Below are 14,217 nucleotides of genomic sequence, written 5' to 3'. Positions count from 1 at the left end.
CGGCGATGAGCCCTCGTAACAATCACAAGCGCCGGTTCTACGACTCCGCCGAGATCGACCGGGAGGCCCTGGCGAACCGGCTGGCCTATGGCGGCAACCCGGTACACAAGCGCAATCCGGGCGACTTCAATCTGACCCCGCCCGCCGCACCGCGTCCCAACAAGACTCTGTGCGACGCCGCAGACATCTTTCGGCGAAGGCTGGCGCTGGATCTGCTGAAGGCCGGGGTGCGGAAGGGATTGACCAGCGCCTGGACGGGCGAGGGCTTTCCCAAACACATCTGGGCGGTCTCGGCCAACGGCGTGGCCCTGGAAGCCAAGCTGGATGACGCCCGAACCGGTCGGTATCACGGCTATCCCCTGCTGGGTGACGATCCGTTCAGCGATGTGGTTCATAAAGCCTGGTAATGGCCGATCCGTTTGAAATCGATGTTGCGGCTTGGCTGGCCGACGATCTGCACTGCGCAGAAGAAGCGGCGACCATGGCGGACCTGCGGATCCGGGTAGGCCAATGCGTCGCGACGCGCGTCGAGGATCTTCGGGCGCGAGCTACACGCGAGTCCATCCACGTCTCGGCCTATCCGCTTGCGCTGTGGCTGGCGACCAACTGGTGGCGACTTCGCTGGGAAGGCTCGGCCTACCGTGTCGATCACAGCGACTGGAAGCTCAGTCATATGATGAGCGCCAGCGGCAGCGGCTACGTCTGGCCGCCCTTGGTCATGTACGGCGACGGCGATGGCGTGCATCTGGACATGAAGCGATCGACGCCGTCGAGCGAAAGCGATCTGCGCTTTATCGAGCGATTCAAGGCCTATGTCTCCGGCGCCGATTTCGAGTTCGGCGTCGCGGATTTCGTCGACCGGGTCCTGGATCGGCTGAACGCCGTCCAGCTGCTGGATACCGATCTTCACAAGGTGTGGCACACGATCCGCGCTGAACGCGCCGACACTTCCTTGACCTGGCCGCGCAAACTCGAAGCGACGCTGGGATTCGATCCGGAAGCGGGCGATCAGGATCTGGTACTCAGCCTTGTGGCCGTCGCGGACCGTCGCGGCGAAGGCGTGGCGGAGGAACTCGCCGCGGCGGCGCATGACACCGCAGCGTCGCTTGCGGACCGGATCGGCGTCCTTCTGTCGGAATCCGGCGACACCTGGCGGCCACCGGAAGGCCTTGCGCTTGAGCCGGTCCAACTGGGCGAAGACCGTCCCTATGAGATCGGCTATCGCAAGGCGATGGAGTTGCGCAATCGGCTCGATCTCGGCAGCCGACCCCTGGCTGACGTTCAGGTCGGGGAACTGTTCGGACTTGAGCCTGCCCTGCTGGAGGCCTCGGGCGAACCCAGCCCCGTCGGGGTCTCCGAGCGGAATGGGTCCGTGAATCACCTTCTGCTCAAGTCGAGCGGAAGCATCGACCGGCGGTTTGAGATCGCACGCCTAGCGGCCGACCGCCTGTTCGTCTCCAATGACGACGATTGGAGTCTGGCGACGCGAAGCCATACCGCGAGGCAGCAATTCCAGCGCGCGTTCGCGGCCGAGTTCCTGTGCCCGGTCCAAGGGATAAAGATGTTTGCCGGCGCCAATCCGAGCGTCGACGAGGTCGAGGGCGTTGCTGCCGAATTCCGGGTATCGCCCTTCACCGTCCAACGTCAAATGGTCAACGCGGGCCTGCTGAACCCGTCCACGCTCGGGTAATCTCGGCGGCCAATGCGGAACCTGCGGCGCTGCCGTGGATTTGCAGGCCGATCTGAACTCCGGAGCCGCCCCATGGACATCACCCAGTTGATCCTCGACGACCACGCCGAACAACGGCGGCTGTTTTCGATCATCGAGCAGATCGATCCGAAGGACGTCGAGGCGCTGACGGCCGTCTGGTCGCGGCTGAAGGCGTTTCTCGATGTGCACGCCGAGGCCGAGGAACGGTTCTTCTATCCCGAGCTGCTGAAGCTGGGGGAAGGCGCCAACGACGCCGAGGACGGCACGGTCGAGGGCGAGACCGAGGACGCCATCGAGGACCACAACAAGCTGCGCGATGCGGTCAAGGCGGTCGAAAAATACCCGGTCGGCACCGGCGCCTGGATCGAGGCGGTCGGCAAGGCCAACGTCGTCAACTCGAAGCACATGGGCGAGGAAGAGCGTCAGGGTCTGACCGACTTCCGCCGCCATGCGCCGGTGGCGAAGCGGCATGAACTGGCGGTGCAGTTCGCCGCCTTCGAGGCCGATCATATCACGGGCGTGCGGCCGGTGAACAAGGACCCCGAGGCCTATATCGAGGCCAACGGCTGAGCCGCCTCAGTCCTGCATGGCGTAGCGTTTGACGATCTCGAACAGGAAGTCGCGGCCCTCGTAGAGAGAGCGGACACGGATGCGTTCGTTGAGGCCGTGGACGCCGCCGCCGTCGGGGTCGCCGAACATGCCGGTGACACCGTAGGTCGGGATGCCGGCCGCATTGGTGAAGCGGCCGTCGGTGGCGCCGGTGGTCATGGTCGGCAGGATCGGCACGTTCGGCCACATCTCGCCGGCGACCTCGCGGATCGGGCCCATGATCGCGTCCGACAGTTCCGGCGGCGGGGCGGTCGGGCTGGGCACGCCCACGGGGGTGATGGAGATGGCCGCATTGTCCATCAGCCGGGTGAGCTCGGCCTGCGCCTCAGCCACTGTATGGCCGGGCAGGATGCGGCAGTTGATGTTGGCCGTGACCTTCTGGGGCTGGGCGTTGGGGGCGTGGCCGCCGTCGATCAGGGTCGGGATGCAGGTGGTGCGCAGGGTCGCGTTCCAGGACGGATTGGCGGCCGAGACGCGGGCGGCGGCCGCGGCGTCGGGCCCCGCGGCTGCGCTGAGCGCACGCATGTCGGCGGCATGCTGCGGCTGGGTCTCGGCGAGCGCCGCGAAATAGGCGCGGGTGACCGGGTTCAGCTCCAGCGGGAAGTCCCAGGCGCCGACGCGGGCCAGGCCGTTCGCCATGGCGACGATGGCGTTGTCCTTGCGCGGCCGCGAGGAGTGGCCGCCGGGGTTGGTCAGTTCCAGCGTATAGTCCTGATAGATCTTCTCGCCCGCCTGGACCGACAGGGCGAGACGATCGCCCTCATCGTCGAGCAGTCCGCCGGCGCCCTCGTTCAGGGCGAAGCCGGCCTGGAGCGTCTCCGGATGTTCGGCCAGGAGCCATTCGACGCCATTGTGGACGTCGGAGGTCTCCTCGCCGCAGGTCAGGGCCAGTTTGATGTCGCGGGCCGGGGTGAAGCCGTCCTGTTTCAGACGGACCAGGGTGTCGACCCAGACGGCGGCCTGGGCCTTGTCGTCTGAAGCGCCGCGCGCGTAGAAATAGCCGCCCTCCTCGATCAGGGTGAAGGGATCGCGGGTCCAGTCGGCGCGGTTGGCCTCGACCACGTCGATGTGGGCGAGCAGCAGAAGCGCGGGGGCGGCGGCGTCGGAACCGTGCAGGGTGGCGACGAGGTTGCCGTCCTTCTGTCGATCGGCCGGAGCGAGGACGCGGACGTCGGCGGCCGGGAAGCCGGCGGCGGTCAGGCGGGCGCCCATCCGCTCGGCGGCCAGGGTGCAGCTGCCTTCGGACAGGGTGGTGTTGGTCTCGACCAGTTCCTCGTAGAGGGCGCGGAAGGCGACCTGGTCCGGGCGCGGCGCGGGGGCAGCCGGCGCCGAGGTTTGTGCGCGGCTGGAGGTCGCGATGGCGATGGCCACGCCGAAGACGACGGCGATGACGACCACGCCGATCAGCATCCGCTGGCGGTTCTTGCGCACGACCGCATAGACCGGCTCGTCGAGGTAGTAGAAGCCGGCCTGGGCCTGACGGATCGCGTTCTGGCGCAGCAGGCCGCGCAGGGCGAGCCGGGCGAGGTTCCTGTCGGGGGCCAGCGGGATGGCCTTGTCGGGCGAGAAGGCCTCGGCGGCGCGGAGGGCCTCGATCATCCGGCGCTCGGCCCGCATCCTCTGGGCCGCGATGACGGCGCCCGCGCTGTTGCTCATCTGGTCGATCCTCTGTTCGGCGCCGAAGCTAGCGCGAAGCATGGGCCTTGTCCTGAGGGACTTGCATGCGGCTACGCCGGGGGACTAGCGTGAAGATTCGTCAGTTCCCGGAGCGTATTTTGGATTTCGACATCAAGCTTCTCTGGCCCGTTCTGGCCGCGATGACGGCCGGCGGCCTGATCGGGGTGGAGCGGACCTATCACGGCCATCCGGCGGGGTTCCGGACCCACATCCTGGTCTGTCTGACGTCGTGCCTGCTGATGCTGGCGGCCATGCACCAGTCGACCTGGGCGTTCACGGCGCTGCCGGGCCAGACCGTCGTCATCGACCCGACGCGGATGTCGCACGGCCTGCTGACCGGGATCGGCTTCCTGTGCGCGGGGGTGATCTTCCGCGAGGGCTTCTCGGTTCATGGACTGACCACGGCGGCGTCGCTGTGGGTGACCTCGGCGATCGGGGTGCTGTTCGGGGTCGGGATGCTGAACCTGGCGCTGCTGGGGGCGGGGGCGACGCTGACCGTGCTGGCGATCCTGAGGCTGCTGGACGCCAAGCTGCCGCATGTCGGGGTGATGGATATCGACCTGCGCTGGACGCGGGGGACGGCGCCGCGCGAGGCAGAGCTGCGCGCCTTGCTGAAGCAGGACGGGGTCAAGGCCGTGCGCATCGGCCATGTCATCAGTCCCGACGGCCAGCTGCATCACCATCACGTCAAGGCCAAGGGGCAGATGCCGTTGGACATCGACGCCCTGGTGGCGCGGCTGGCGGATCAGCCGGGGCTGGCCGGGTTTTCGGTCCTGCCGCGCGACGACTGATCTTCAGGGCCTGATCCTATCGGAAAACCGCGCACACTTTTCCGGATCAGGCCCTAGCTGCAGAAGGCGATGGCGGCGTCGACCCAGACGGCGAGGCCGTTGCGCGCCCAGAGCCAGAGGCCCAGGGCGGCGACGAGGGCGAAGACCCCGCCGAGGATCAGGTTGCGCTTCATTCGGCGGGGACCGGGACGGGGCGGACCAGAGGGGCCTCGCGGATCGGCAGGTTGGCGACAGCGGCCATTACGGCAAGGCCGATCGAGGCGATCCAGATGAGATTGTAGGAGCCGGTCACGTCGAAGGCCCAGCCCGCCGACCAGGCGCCGAGGAAGGCGCCGACCTGGTGGCTGAGGAAGACGATGCCGCCGAGGGCCGACAGGTGCCGCACGCCGTAGATCTGCGCCACCAGCCCGTTCGTCAGGGGCACGGTGCCGAGCCACAGGAAGCCGAAGGTGGCGGCGAAGATCAGGACGCTGGCCGGCGACAGGGGGACGATCAGGAAGACGACCATGGCCACGCCGCGCAGGCCGTAGAGCAGGGCGAGCAGGTGCTTCTTGGAGCCCTTCGAGCCCCAGGCGCCCCAGAGCCAGGAGCCGGCGATGTTGAACAGGCCGATCAGCGCCAGGGCCGCCGCGCCGACGCCGCCGCTGAGGCCCTGGTCGCGGATATAGGCGGGCAGGTGGGTGCCGACGAAGGCGATGTGGAAGCCGCAGACGAAGAAGCCGGCGTTGAGGAGCCAGAAGGACCGGTCGGCGCCGGCCTCTGCGAGGGCTTCCTTCAGGGGTAGGCCGTCGCGGCTGTCGGTCGCGGGCGGCTTGCCGGCGACACCGAGCGCCAGCGGGATGATCAGGGCGACGAGGGCGGCGAGGATGAACAGGGTCGCGCGCCAGTCGTAGGCGTCGAGCAAACCTTGAGCCGCCGGAACGACGAGGAACTGACCCAGCGAGCCGCCGGCGGTGACGATGCCGAAGGCGAGGGTCCGCTCATGCGGCTGGACCGCACGGCCGACGGCGCCGAGGACGACGACGAAGGTGACCCCGGCCATGGCGACGCCGGTCAGGGCCCCGAAACCGATCATCAGGCCGAGCGCGCCCGCCGAACCCGCCGCAATGGCGAGGCCGGCGATGTAGATCAGGGCGCCGCCGACAGCGATCCGGCCGGCGCCGATCCTGTCCGCCCAGGCGCCGACGAAGGGCATGGCGAGGCCGAAGATCAGGTTCTGGGCTGCGATGACGAGGCCGAAGGTCTGGCGGTCGATCTCGAGATCGAAGCCGATGGGCCGCAGGAACAGGCCGAACGCCTGACGCACCCCCATGGACAGGGTGACGATCAGGGCGCCGGTGATGATCATCACCCAGGCGCGGCGGGAGATGCCGGGCGGCGTTTCGGCGGCGTCAGACATGGGTCTCGATCTCCTTGAGGAGGGCGATCAGGGCGGTCTCGCGGTCGCCGAGGGTTTCGGAGACCTTGGCTTGGGCCTCGCGCCATAGCGGCAGGGCGTCGGACAGCTTTTCGTGGCCCGCCGGGGTGACGGACAGGCGCTGGGCCCGTTGTTCGGTGTCGGCGGCGATCCAGCCGCTGCGGATCAGGGGCTGGATGGTGCGCCATAGGGCGCTCCTTTCGTGGGCAGTCGTCTCGGCCAGTTCGACAAGGCTGGGGCGGTCGAGGCGGGACAGGGTGCGCAGGATCGAGAACTGGGTCACGGTCAGGCCGACGGGGGCCAAGGCCTCGTCATAGCGACGAGTAAGGGCGCGTGAGGTGCGGCGCAGGCGGCCGCAGACACAGGGGTCGAGGCCGGCGGCCACGGCAGGGTCATCGCTGTTCATTGCATATGCATAGATGGGAGTTGTTGCATATGCAATGAAAGTTCCGAAGCCGTGGTCATTGTCCGGTAACCTCGATTGCGGCATGACAGGAACGAATGACGAACGCGCCGACTCGAATCCTGGGACTAGACCCCGGCCTGCGCCGCACCGGGTGGGGCGTGGTGGTGTCCGAAGGGTCGCGCCTGCGCTGGGTCGCGCACGGGGTGGTCGCGCCCCCGGAGACGATGCCGTTGTCGGAGCGCCTGTTGTGGTTGCTGGAGAAGGTCGGGGAGGTCTGCGCCGCCCATGACTGCGACGAGGCGGCGATCGAGGAGGTCTTCGTCAACGTGAATCCGGCCTCGACCCTGAAGCTGGGGCATGCGCGGGCGGCGGTGATGCTGGCCCCGGCGCGGGCCGGGCTGCCGGTGGCGGAATACTCGCCGAACCTGATCAAGAAGGCGGTGGTCGGGGCGGGGCACGCCGACAAAGGGCAGATCGCCTTCATGGTGAAACGGCTGCTGCCGGCGTCGGGGGACGTGAAGGCGGATGCGGCGGATGCGCTGGCCGTCGCGATCACCCATGCGCAACTGAGGAAACGGACGCTGCTGGAGGCGCTTAATCCGGTGCGGGGGGCGGCATGATCGGGCGCTTGCGAGGCGTGCTGGCCGAGGTCGAGGAGGGGCATTGCCTGATCGACTGCGCGGGCGTGGGCTATGTGGTGGCGTGCGGGGCGCGGACGCTCGGCCGGCTGCCGGCGCCGGGCGACGAGGCGACCCTGCATGTGCATTCGCAGTGGAGCGAGGATGCGGGGCCGAGGCTGTACGGGTTTCTGGCGCGGGATGAACGCCGCGCGTTCACGACGCTACTGAGCATTCAGGGCGTGGGGCCGAAGGCGGCGCTGTCGGTGCTGGACGTCCTGCCGCCGGGCGAACTGGCGAGCGCGGTGGCGCGCGATGACAAGGCGGCCGTGGGCCGGGCCAATGGGGTCGGGCCGAAGCTGGCGCTGCGGATCGTGACCGAGCTTAAGGGCAAGTCGCTGGGCGAGGTCTCGTTCACGCCGTCGGCGCCGGGGGTGCATGCGGAAGCTCCGGCGCCGATCCCGAGCGTGACGGGAGAGGCGGTGTCGGCCTTGCTGGGTCTGGGCATCGCCGAGGTCAACGCGCGCCGCGCCGTGGACCAGGCGCTGATCAAACTGGGTGACGAGGCCGAGCTGTCGGCCGTGATCCGGGCGGCGTTGCAGGAGCTGGGGCGGTGACCGACGAACGCATCGTCTCCCCGATGGCCGCCCCCGGCGAAGCCTACGACCGCGCCCTGCGGCCCCAGTCGTTGGCCGATTTCGTCGGGCAGGAGCAGGCCAAGGGGAATTTAAAAGTCTTCATCGACGCAGCCCGCAACCGGCAGGAGGCGTTGGACCACGTCCTGCTGTTCGGCCCGCCGGGGCTGGGCAAGACGACGCTGGCGCAGATCGTGTCCAAGGAGCTGGGCGTCGGCTTCCGGGCGACCTCGGGGCCGATCCTGGCCAAGGCGGGGGACCTCGCCGCCATCCTGACCAATCTCGAACCGCGCGACGTGCTGTTCATCGACGAGATCCACCGGCTGGCTCCGACGGTGGAGGAGATCCTCTATCCGGCGATGGAGGACCATGTGCTGGACCTGATCATCGGCGAGGGGCCGTCGGCGCGGTCGGTGCGGATCGACCTGGCGCCCTTCACCCTCGTGGGGGCGACGACGCGGGCGGGGCTGCTGGCGACGCCGCTGCGGGACCGGTTCGGGATTCCGTTGCGGCTGGAGTTCTACACGCCGGAGGAACTGGTGCGGGTCATCACCGGGGCGGCGCGCAAGATGGGGGCGCCGATCAACGACGAGGGGGCGCGCGAGATCGCGAGCCGGGCGCGGGGCACGCCGCGCGTGGCCGGACGGCTACTGCGCCGGGTGCGGGACTTCGCCGAGGCCGAGGGCGCGGAGGTCATCGACAGGCTGGTGGCGGCGCGGTCGCTGTCGCGGCTGGAGATCGACGAGGTCGGGCTGGATTCCAACGACAGGCGGTTCCTCAAGGCCTTGATCGAGAACTACGGCGGCGGCCCCGTCGGCATGGACACCCTTGCCGCCGCCATCGCCGAGGCGCGCGACGCCGTCGAGGACGTGATCGAGCCCTATCTGCTGCAACAGGGCTTCATCCAGCGGACCCCGCGCGGACGGATGGCCTGCGCCAAGGCCTATGCCCATCTGGGTCTGACCGAACCGCCGAAGCCCGTGACACAGGCCGGCGATCTGTTCGGCGATCGCTGAGCTTCACCTGATCGCCAAAGCCGGTCATGCTGGCGGGGATGGCCCGTCCCCGTATCACCGTCAGAGCGCTTCTCCCGGTTCTGGGGATCGCCGTCCTGTTGCTGGGCGGGCTGAGCCTGTGGGTGTTCGTGCACGAGCGCACGGTGCGGTCGTCGGAAACCCCGATCCAGCGGGCCGAGCGGCAGGTGAAGGAGCAGCGCGGCGGCGACTGGGAAATTCGCTACGTCGAGGCTGGTTCCGGGCCGGCGCTGTGCGGCTATGCGGCCCCGCGAAACCGTGGCGGGGCGACCCATGAGCCCGTGGCCTTCATCTCCCGCCTCGGTCGCGTTCTGTTCGCCGACGAGCCCCTGCCCACCGAGTTCCGCGATCTGCGACAGCAGTTCTGTCCCGCCTTCGCCCGTTCGCCTGTAGCGCCCCAATGACGACCGATCCCGATCATCCCACCGCCGGCCGCTTCGAGGGCCGGGTCCACCTGCTGCCGGTGCGGGTCTATTACGAGGACACCGACTTCACCGGGGTCGTCTATCACGCCAACTACGTCCGCTATTTCGAGCGCGGGCGGTCGGACTTCCTGAGGCTGGCGGGAATCGGCCACGCGCAGCTGCTGGAGATCGATCCGCCGCTGGCCTTCGTCGTGGCGGAGATGACGCTGCATTTCATCAAGCCGGCGCGGATCGACGACGCCCTGGTGGTGCGGACCACCTATGACGCGGTGAAGGGGGTGAGGCTGCTGATCTCCCAGGTCATCGAACGGGACGGGCAGGTCCTGTGCCGGGCCGATGTCACCGCCGTCTGCATCCATCTGGACGGACGGCCGCGCAGGCCGACGAAAGCCCTGGTCGAGGGCGTGACGCCGTGGCTGGCGCACGCCTGACGGATTGGTAACTTGCCGGAAGCCCGGGCGCGGCTAGACTCGCGCGCTGTTTCGTCAGGACCAGACGGCCGTCCAATCCGTCCCCAGGCCATAGAACCGCCACGCCGCGTGGCTCGATAGACTTCGACTACTCTTCCAGGACCTGCCCATGACCGTCGCCGCCACCGCCGCTGAAGTCTCGATGCTGAACCCGGTGACCCTGTTCCTGACCGCCGACTGGGTGGTGAAGAGCGTGATGGTCGGGTTGGCCATCGCCTCGGTGTGGTCGTGGACGGTCATCATCGACAAGGCGTTCCGCTTCACCGCCCTGAACAATCAGGCGAACGCCTTCGAGAAGGCCATCGCCTCCGGCCGGTCGCTGGAGGATGTGGCGGCCCAGGCGGGACCGGAGCCGGCACACGCCCTGCCGCGCATGCTGGTCATCGCCCTGTCGGACTGGCGCGAGACGCGTCGCAAGGGTCCGCTGACCGACACCGAGGGCAATATGCTGATCTCGCGCATCGACCGCAGCCTCGATTCCCTGATCGCGCGCGAGGGGCAGCGGATCGAAGAGGGTCTGGGCGTGCTGTCGGTGGTCGCCACCGCCTCGCCCTTCATCGGCCTGTTCGGCACGGTCTGGGGCATCATGAACGCCTTCGGGCGGATCGCGGCGGCGGGCAACACCAACCTGACGACCGTAGCCCCGGCCATCGCTGAGGCTTTGTTCGCCACGGCCGTGGGCCTGGCCGCGGCCATCCCGGCCTATATCGCCTACAACAAGTTCTCGATCGACGCGGGCAAGTTCACCGGCCGTCTGGAGAGCTTCGCCGACGACCTGCAGGCCGCGGTGGCGCGCCGTCTGGGCGGCGGCCCGGCGCCGGTCGCCCCGCCGCCTCCGCCGCCGTCCCCTGCCGACCTGACCTTCCGCCGGAGCGTCTGAGCCATGGCGATGGGTGTAGGCGGAGGCGGAGGCCACGTTCGGGGCCGGCGCCGCGCCCGCAAACGGCCGCTGAGCGAGATCAATGTCACGCCCCTGGTGGACGTGATGCTTGTGCTGCTGATCATCTTCATGATCTCGGCGCCGCTGCTGACCGTGGGCGTGCCCGTGGAACTGCCGAAAACAGAGGCCAGCGCGGTCGAGACCGAGAAGCCGCCAGTGACGGTCTCGATCGACCGCGAAGGCGCGATCTTCGTCCAGCGCGACGAGACAGCCTATGACGCCCTGACCGACCGGGTGGCGGAAGCCGCCGAAGGGACGGACCGGGAGGAACTGTCGATCTTCGTCCGGGCGGACGGACGCGCGCCCTATCAGGCGGTGGCGCGGGTCATGGCGCGGCTGTCGGCGGCCGGCTTCACCAAGCTGAACCTGATCACGGATACGGCCGAAGCCGCGCCGGCGACTGCGGCTCCGGCCGCGCCTGCGTCGGAACCCGAGGCCTGAGCGGGTGACGAAGTCCCGGCCATCCCTCGCGATCCTCGGCGCGATCCTGGTGCATGCCGCCGTCGTGGCGATGTTCCTGATCCGCTGGCCCGAGAGCGAGGCCGAGATCATGCCGACCGTGTCATCGGTGCCGGTGTCGATCATCTCCTCGGCGGTGGTCGAGGCGGCCGCGCCGGACAATCCGTCCGAGGAACTTGTCACCGAGGAGGCCGCGACCGCCCCGGTCGAGACGCCGCCCGAGCCGGTCCCGCCGACGCCCACGCCGCCCGCTCCGACGCCGCGTCCCACGCCGACCCCGACGCCCAGACCGACTCCGCCCCGGCCCACGCCGCCGAGGCCGACACCCCCACGCCCGACGCCGCCGCGCCCGGCTCCTCCCCAGCCGCAGCCGTCGCTGGACCTCGACGCCCTCGCCGGCCCGCGCCGTCCGGCGCCGACGCCGGGTCCGCGCCCGGCCACGGGGCAGCAGGGCGCCGGTCAGGCGGCCCAGGCCACGGGTCCGCAGCTGACCGCCATCTTCAACCAGGTCTATCCGAACTGGACCCTGCCCTGCGATATCCCGGGCGCGAACCAGCTGCGGATCGAGATGGACGTGACCCTGTCCGCCGATGGCCGGATCACGGCCGGACCGACGCTGCGCAATGCCCGCTCCGATTCGGTGTATCGCGCCGCCGCCGACGGAGCCCTTCGCGCTATCCGCCAGACCGCGCCCTTCGACGTTCCCCAAGGTTTCCCGGGCGGCGCGTTCCGGCCGACGTTCAACACCGAACGGGCCTGCCGGAACCGTTAGGCGTCTGAACTCTGGATCAAGGTCAGGGCTTCGGCGCCGCCCTTGACCGCTCCCGGCGAAAGACGTCGATCAAAGGTCGCGAGCCGCCCGCCGTTATGTACGGCCAGGGCGAGAAGATAGGTGTCCGTGATCTGGCCGTGGCTGGTCAGTCGTGTGGTGTCCACCAACGGCGACGACAGAAGGCTGATGGTTTCAGGCCAGAACACGTGGCCGGGTCGCCGGCAGACTTTCTTGAGAATCTCCGCCATGTCCGAAGCGGCGCCCGGCATCCGGTATGAGGGCTTTCCGGCGATGCGAATGAAGGCGTGTTGCGTGATCGGACAGGTCGCCCAGCCTTCATCGACGGTCTGTTCGAACCACGCCCGGGCATAGCCGTTGTGGACATGATCCGGGTCGATCAAGGCGATCAGGACGTTCGCGTCGAGAAGATGGATCAACCGTCGTCGTCCCGCGCCGCATTGACCATCTGCATCGTCACCACGGCGCCGCGTCTGGGCAGTTGAGGGAAGCCGTTCCACGTTTCCAGTTCCGGACCCGGGGTTTCAAACGACTTGCGCAGCCTTTCGGACACGACATCTCCCAACGAGCGGTTCTCGTGCTCAGCGATCGCTCTGGCTCGCTCCAGAAGGTCGTCGTCGATTGTCAGTGTCGTGCGCATGCCGGACTATAGCGCATCACGCATCAAGCATCAAAGCTGACGATCCCTGATGGGCCGCCCGGCAAAGGTTGCCGTCCCGAAAGTCGCCCCATTCGACCTGATGCTGGCGTTTGTCACACGGTCTGGCGATAAGGATCGGGACATCTCGCTGCGCCTTGAGGAGACATCGATGCGTCTGAACCTGCTTCTGAGCACCGTGGCCGCCATCGGCATCGCCGCAAGCTCGTTCGGCCAGGTCTCTGGCGCACAGGCCCAGGCGGCGCGTGACCCCAACGGTCCCTCGCGTCAGCAGACACAGGCCCAGCCGGCCCAGACGGGCGAGCCGATCGAGGTCGAGATCGACCAAGGCGTGCTGCGGCCGTTCCAGATCGCCGTCGCGCCGTTCAGCGGCCCGAACGGAACCTCGATCGCCGACCTGGTTTCCGGCGATCTGCGGCGCTCGGGCTTCTTCGAGCCGATCAACCCGGCCGGCTTCATCGAGACGGGCCTGACCCTGGCCAATGCGCCGAACTTCCCGCAGTGGACCCAGATCGGTGCGCAGGCGGTGCTGTACGGCTCGGTCACGCCGCGCTCCGACAACCGTTACGACTTCGGGTTCCGTCTGTACGACCCGTACCGCCAGTGCCAGCTGGTCAGCTACAACTTCACCGCCACGGGCGAACAGTGGCGCCGGATCGCGCACAAGATCGCCGACGTCGTCTATGCCCGGATGACCGGCGAGACCGGCATCTTCGATACCCGGATCATCTATGTCGCCGAGAGCGGCACCGAGCTGAACCGCCTGTCGCGCCTCGCGATCGTGGACCAGGACGGGTACAACCCCGTCTTCCTGACCGACGGCTCGGAGATCATCCTGACGCCGCGCTTCTCGTCCAACCCGGACGAGATCACCTATATGGCGCTGGGCGAGGACTACAGCCGCATCTATCTCTACAACCTGACCACCGGCCGGCGCGAGAGCCTGGGCGAGTTCGACGGCCAGGCCCTGGCGCCGCGCTATTCGCCGGACGGGACCAAGGTGGCCTTCTCGATCATCCGGGGCGGCAATACCGACGTCTATGTGATGAACCTGAGGACGCGCCAGCTGTCGCGCCTGACCTCCGACCCCGGCATCGACACCTCACCGTCGTTCAGCCCCGACGCGTCGCGGATCGTGTTCAACTCCGACCGAACCGGCACGCCGCGCCTCTATGTCATGAACGCCGACGGCTCGAACCAGCGTCCGATCTCGCGTGGCGGCGGCAGCTATACGGCTCCGGCCTGGAGCCCGCGCGGCGATCTGATCGCCTTTACCAAGTCCGGCGGCGGCCAGTTCGGCATCGGGGTGATGGGCGTCGACGGCTCCGGCGAACGGATGCTGAGCCGGTCCTATTTCGAAGAGGGCCCGTCCTGGGCGCCCAACGGCCGCTATCTGATGTATTCGCGCCAGACGCGCGGCGGGAACACCACCCTCTGGATGGTCGACCTGTCCGGCCGGGTCATCGCCCAGTCGGGCTATCAGGGCCGGGGTTCCGACCCCGCCTGGTCGCCGCTGCTGGACGAAAGCCCCAGCAACCTCGGCGTCGGTCAGGGCGCCGACAGCTGCTCGTCGTAGAA

The 14,217-nt window shown here is 68.5% G+C and carries 18 protein-coding genes; 13 read left to right on the top strand and 5 right to left on the bottom strand.

The window, feature by feature from the left end:
* The first annotated feature begins 5 nt into the window (after positions 1 to 5).
* From ACQY68_RS15810 to ACQY68_RS15800, 3 genes are all read left to right on the top strand, one after another.
* Positions 6 to 407 (top strand): hypothetical protein, encoded by a 402-nt coding sequence (locus tag ACQY68_RS15810; protein ID WP_428150657.1) that lies wholly within the window; start codon positions 6 to 8, stop codon positions 405 to 407.
* Positions 407 to 1,690: an ImmA/IrrE family metallo-endopeptidase gene (locus tag ACQY68_RS15805; RefSeq protein ID WP_428150655.1), complete on the top strand. Its 1,284-nt coding sequence runs from the start codon at positions 407 to 409 to the stop codon at positions 1,688 to 1,690. The genes ACQY68_RS15810 and ACQY68_RS15805 overlap by 1 nt, the downstream gene beginning before the upstream one ends.
* Before the next feature lie 72 nt (positions 1,691 to 1,762).
* On the top strand, positions 1,763 to 2,281 hold the full coding sequence (locus tag ACQY68_RS15800; protein ID WP_428150654.1) for a hemerythrin domain-containing protein: 519 nt from the start codon (positions 1,763 to 1,765) through the stop codon (positions 2,279 to 2,281).
* 6 nt (positions 2,282 to 2,287) lie between these two features.
* On the opposite strand, the gene ACQY68_RS15795 is transcribed toward ACQY68_RS15800, so the two are convergent.
* Positions 2,288 to 4,018 (bottom strand): M20/M25/M40 family metallo-hydrolase, encoded by a 1,731-nt coding sequence (locus ACQY68_RS15795; protein WP_428150653.1) that lies wholly within the window; start codon positions 4,016 to 4,018, stop codon positions 2,288 to 2,290.
* Positions 4,019 to 4,065: 47 nt separating this feature from the next.
* Here ACQY68_RS15795 and ACQY68_RS15790 point away from each other — a divergent pair, with 47 nt between their 5' ends.
* Positions 4,066 to 4,788, top strand: coding sequence for an MgtC/SapB family protein (locus ACQY68_RS15790; RefSeq protein WP_428150651.1), 723 nt, complete (start codon positions 4,066 to 4,068; stop codon positions 4,786 to 4,788).
* A gap of 169 nt (positions 4,789 to 4,957) precedes the next feature.
* Here the strand turns inward: ACQY68_RS15790 and ACQY68_RS15785 are convergent, their stop codons facing one another.
* Together ACQY68_RS15785 and ACQY68_RS15780 are read right to left on the bottom strand one after the other, a co-directional pair.
* Positions 4,958 to 6,187, bottom strand: coding sequence for an MFS transporter (locus tag ACQY68_RS15785; RefSeq protein ID WP_428150649.1), 1,230 nt, complete (start codon positions 6,185 to 6,187; stop codon positions 4,958 to 4,960).
* A complete protein-coding gene (locus ACQY68_RS15780) occupies positions 6,180 to 6,611 on the bottom strand; it encodes a MarR family winged helix-turn-helix transcriptional regulator (protein WP_428150647.1) in 432 nt (143 codons plus the stop codon). The genes ACQY68_RS15785 and ACQY68_RS15780 overlap by 8 nt, the downstream gene beginning before the upstream one ends.
* A 95-nt stretch (positions 6,612 to 6,706) precedes the next feature.
* On the opposite strand from ACQY68_RS15780, the gene ruvC reads away from it, so the two are divergent.
* The 8 genes from ruvC (at position 6,707) to ACQY68_RS15740 (ending at position 11,963) form a co-directional block, all read left to right on the top strand.
* Positions 6,707 to 7,231, top strand: coding sequence for a crossover junction endodeoxyribonuclease RuvC (gene ruvC / locus ACQY68_RS15775; RefSeq protein WP_428150645.1), 525 nt, complete (start codon positions 6,707 to 6,709; stop codon positions 7,229 to 7,231).
* The gene (ruvA, locus tag ACQY68_RS15770) at positions 7,228 to 7,845 is read left to right on the top strand and encodes a Holliday junction branch migration protein RuvA (protein WP_428150643.1); all 618 of its coding nucleotides are present in this window, start codon (positions 7,228 to 7,230) and stop codon (positions 7,843 to 7,845) included. The genes ruvC and ruvA overlap by 4 nt, the downstream gene beginning before the upstream one ends.
* Positions 7,846 to 7,868: 23 nt before the next feature.
* Complete coding sequence (gene ruvB, locus ACQY68_RS15765; RefSeq protein ID WP_428152689.1) at positions 7,869 to 8,879, top strand: Holliday junction branch migration DNA helicase RuvB; 1,011 nt, start codon at positions 7,869 to 7,871, stop codon at positions 8,877 to 8,879.
* Positions 8,880 to 8,917: 38 nt separating this feature from the next.
* Entirely contained in the window at positions 8,918 to 9,301 is a 384-nt protein-coding gene (locus tag ACQY68_RS15760) for a hypothetical protein (RefSeq protein ID WP_428150642.1), read from the top strand.
* On the top strand, positions 9,298 to 9,753 hold the full coding sequence (gene ybgC / locus ACQY68_RS15755; RefSeq protein ID WP_428150641.1) for a tol-pal system-associated acyl-CoA thioesterase: 456 nt from the start codon (positions 9,298 to 9,300) through the stop codon (positions 9,751 to 9,753). The genes ACQY68_RS15760 and ybgC overlap by 4 nt, the downstream gene beginning before the upstream one ends.
* Before the next feature lie 148 nt (positions 9,754 to 9,901).
* Positions 9,902 to 10,672 (top strand): protein TolQ, encoded by a 771-nt coding sequence (tolQ, locus tag ACQY68_RS15750; protein ID WP_428150640.1) that lies wholly within the window; start codon positions 9,902 to 9,904, stop codon positions 10,670 to 10,672.
* Positions 10,673 to 10,675: 3 nt separating this feature from the next.
* Positions 10,676 to 11,173, top strand: a complete 498-nt coding sequence (locus ACQY68_RS15745; RefSeq protein ID WP_428150639.1) for an ExbD/TolR family protein — start codon at positions 10,676 to 10,678, stop codon at positions 11,171 to 11,173.
* Positions 11,174 to 11,177: 4 nt separating this feature from the next.
* Positions 11,178 to 11,963 (top strand): hypothetical protein, encoded by a 786-nt coding sequence (locus ACQY68_RS15740; RefSeq protein ID WP_428150637.1) that lies wholly within the window; start codon positions 11,178 to 11,180, stop codon positions 11,961 to 11,963.
* Here ACQY68_RS15740 and ACQY68_RS15735 read toward each other — a convergent pair.
* On the bottom strand, positions 11,960 to 12,400 hold the full coding sequence (locus ACQY68_RS15735; protein WP_428150636.1) for a TA system VapC family ribonuclease toxin: 441 nt from the start codon (positions 12,398 to 12,400) through the stop codon (positions 11,960 to 11,962). The two genes, ACQY68_RS15740 and ACQY68_RS15735, sit on opposite strands and share 4 nt — an antisense overlap.
* On the bottom strand, positions 12,397 to 12,621 hold the full coding sequence (locus tag ACQY68_RS15730) for a type II toxin-antitoxin system VapB family antitoxin (protein ID WP_428150634.1): 225 nt from the start codon (positions 12,619 to 12,621) through the stop codon (positions 12,397 to 12,399). Before ACQY68_RS15730 ends, ACQY68_RS15735 begins: the two co-directional genes overlap by 4 nt.
* 169 nt (positions 12,622 to 12,790) lie before the next feature.
* Here ACQY68_RS15730 and tolB point away from each other — a divergent pair, with 169 nt between their 5' ends.
* A complete protein-coding gene (gene tolB / locus ACQY68_RS15725; RefSeq protein WP_428150633.1) occupies positions 12,791 to 14,215 on the top strand; it encodes a Tol-Pal system beta propeller repeat protein TolB in 1,425 nt (474 codons plus the stop codon).
* Positions 14,216 to 14,217: the final 2 nt, after the last annotated feature.

Origin of the sequence: Brevundimonas sp. (assembly GCF_965278935.1) — a bacterium.
Classification (GTDB): domain Bacteria; phylum Pseudomonadota; class Alphaproteobacteria; order Caulobacterales; family Caulobacteraceae; genus Brevundimonas.
The sequence above is the reverse complement of the archived record's forward strand: the minus strand, read 5'-3'. Positions and strand labels throughout refer to the sequence as shown.

Bases quoted from the DNA above. Each gene is read 5' to 3' on its own strand.
- ACQY68_RS15785 (WP_428150649.1), bottom strand. From the start codon at position 6,187: ATGTCTGACGCCGCCGAAACGCCGCCCGGCATCTCCCGCCGCGCCTGG.
- ACQY68_RS15745 (WP_428150639.1), top strand. From the start codon at position 10,676: ATGGCGATGGGTGTAGGCGGAGGCGGAGGCCACGTTCGGGGCCGGCGC.
- ACQY68_RS15760 (WP_428150642.1), top strand. From the start codon at position 8,918: ATGGCCCGTCCCCGTATCACCGTCAGAGCGCTTCTCCCGGTTCTGGGG.
- ACQY68_RS15810 (WP_428150657.1), top strand. From the start codon at position 6: ATGAGCCCTCGTAACAATCACAAGCGCCGGTTCTACGACTCCGCCGAG.
- ruvB (WP_428152689.1), top strand. From the start codon at position 7,869: ATGGCCGCCCCCGGCGAAGCCTACGACCGCGCCCTGCGGCCCCAGTCG.
- ACQY68_RS15795 (WP_428150653.1), bottom strand. From the start codon at position 4,018: ATGCTTCGCGCTAGCTTCGGCGCCGAACAGAGGATCGACCAGATGAGC.
- ruvA (WP_428150643.1), top strand. From the start codon at position 7,228: ATGATCGGGCGCTTGCGAGGCGTGCTGGCCGAGGTCGAGGAGGGGCAT.
- ACQY68_RS15730 (WP_428150634.1), bottom strand. From the start codon at position 12,621: ATGCGCACGACACTGACAATCGACGACGACCTTCTGGAGCGAGCCAGA.
- ACQY68_RS15800 (WP_428150654.1), top strand. From the start codon at position 1,763: ATGGACATCACCCAGTTGATCCTCGACGACCACGCCGAACAACGGCGG.
- tolQ (WP_428150640.1), top strand. From the start codon at position 9,902: ATGACCGTCGCCGCCACCGCCGCTGAAGTCTCGATGCTGAACCCGGTG.
- ybgC (WP_428150641.1), top strand. From the start codon at position 9,298: ATGACGACCGATCCCGATCATCCCACCGCCGGCCGCTTCGAGGGCCGG.
- tolB (WP_428150633.1), top strand. From the start codon at position 12,791: ATGCGTCTGAACCTGCTTCTGAGCACCGTGGCCGCCATCGGCATCGCC.
- ruvC (WP_428150645.1), top strand. From the start codon at position 6,707: ATGACGAACGCGCCGACTCGAATCCTGGGACTAGACCCCGGCCTGCGC.
- ACQY68_RS15780 (WP_428150647.1), bottom strand. From the start codon at position 6,611: ATGAACAGCGATGACCCTGCCGTGGCCGCCGGCCTCGACCCCTGTGTC.
- ACQY68_RS15805 (WP_428150655.1), top strand. From the start codon at position 407: ATGGCCGATCCGTTTGAAATCGATGTTGCGGCTTGGCTGGCCGACGAT.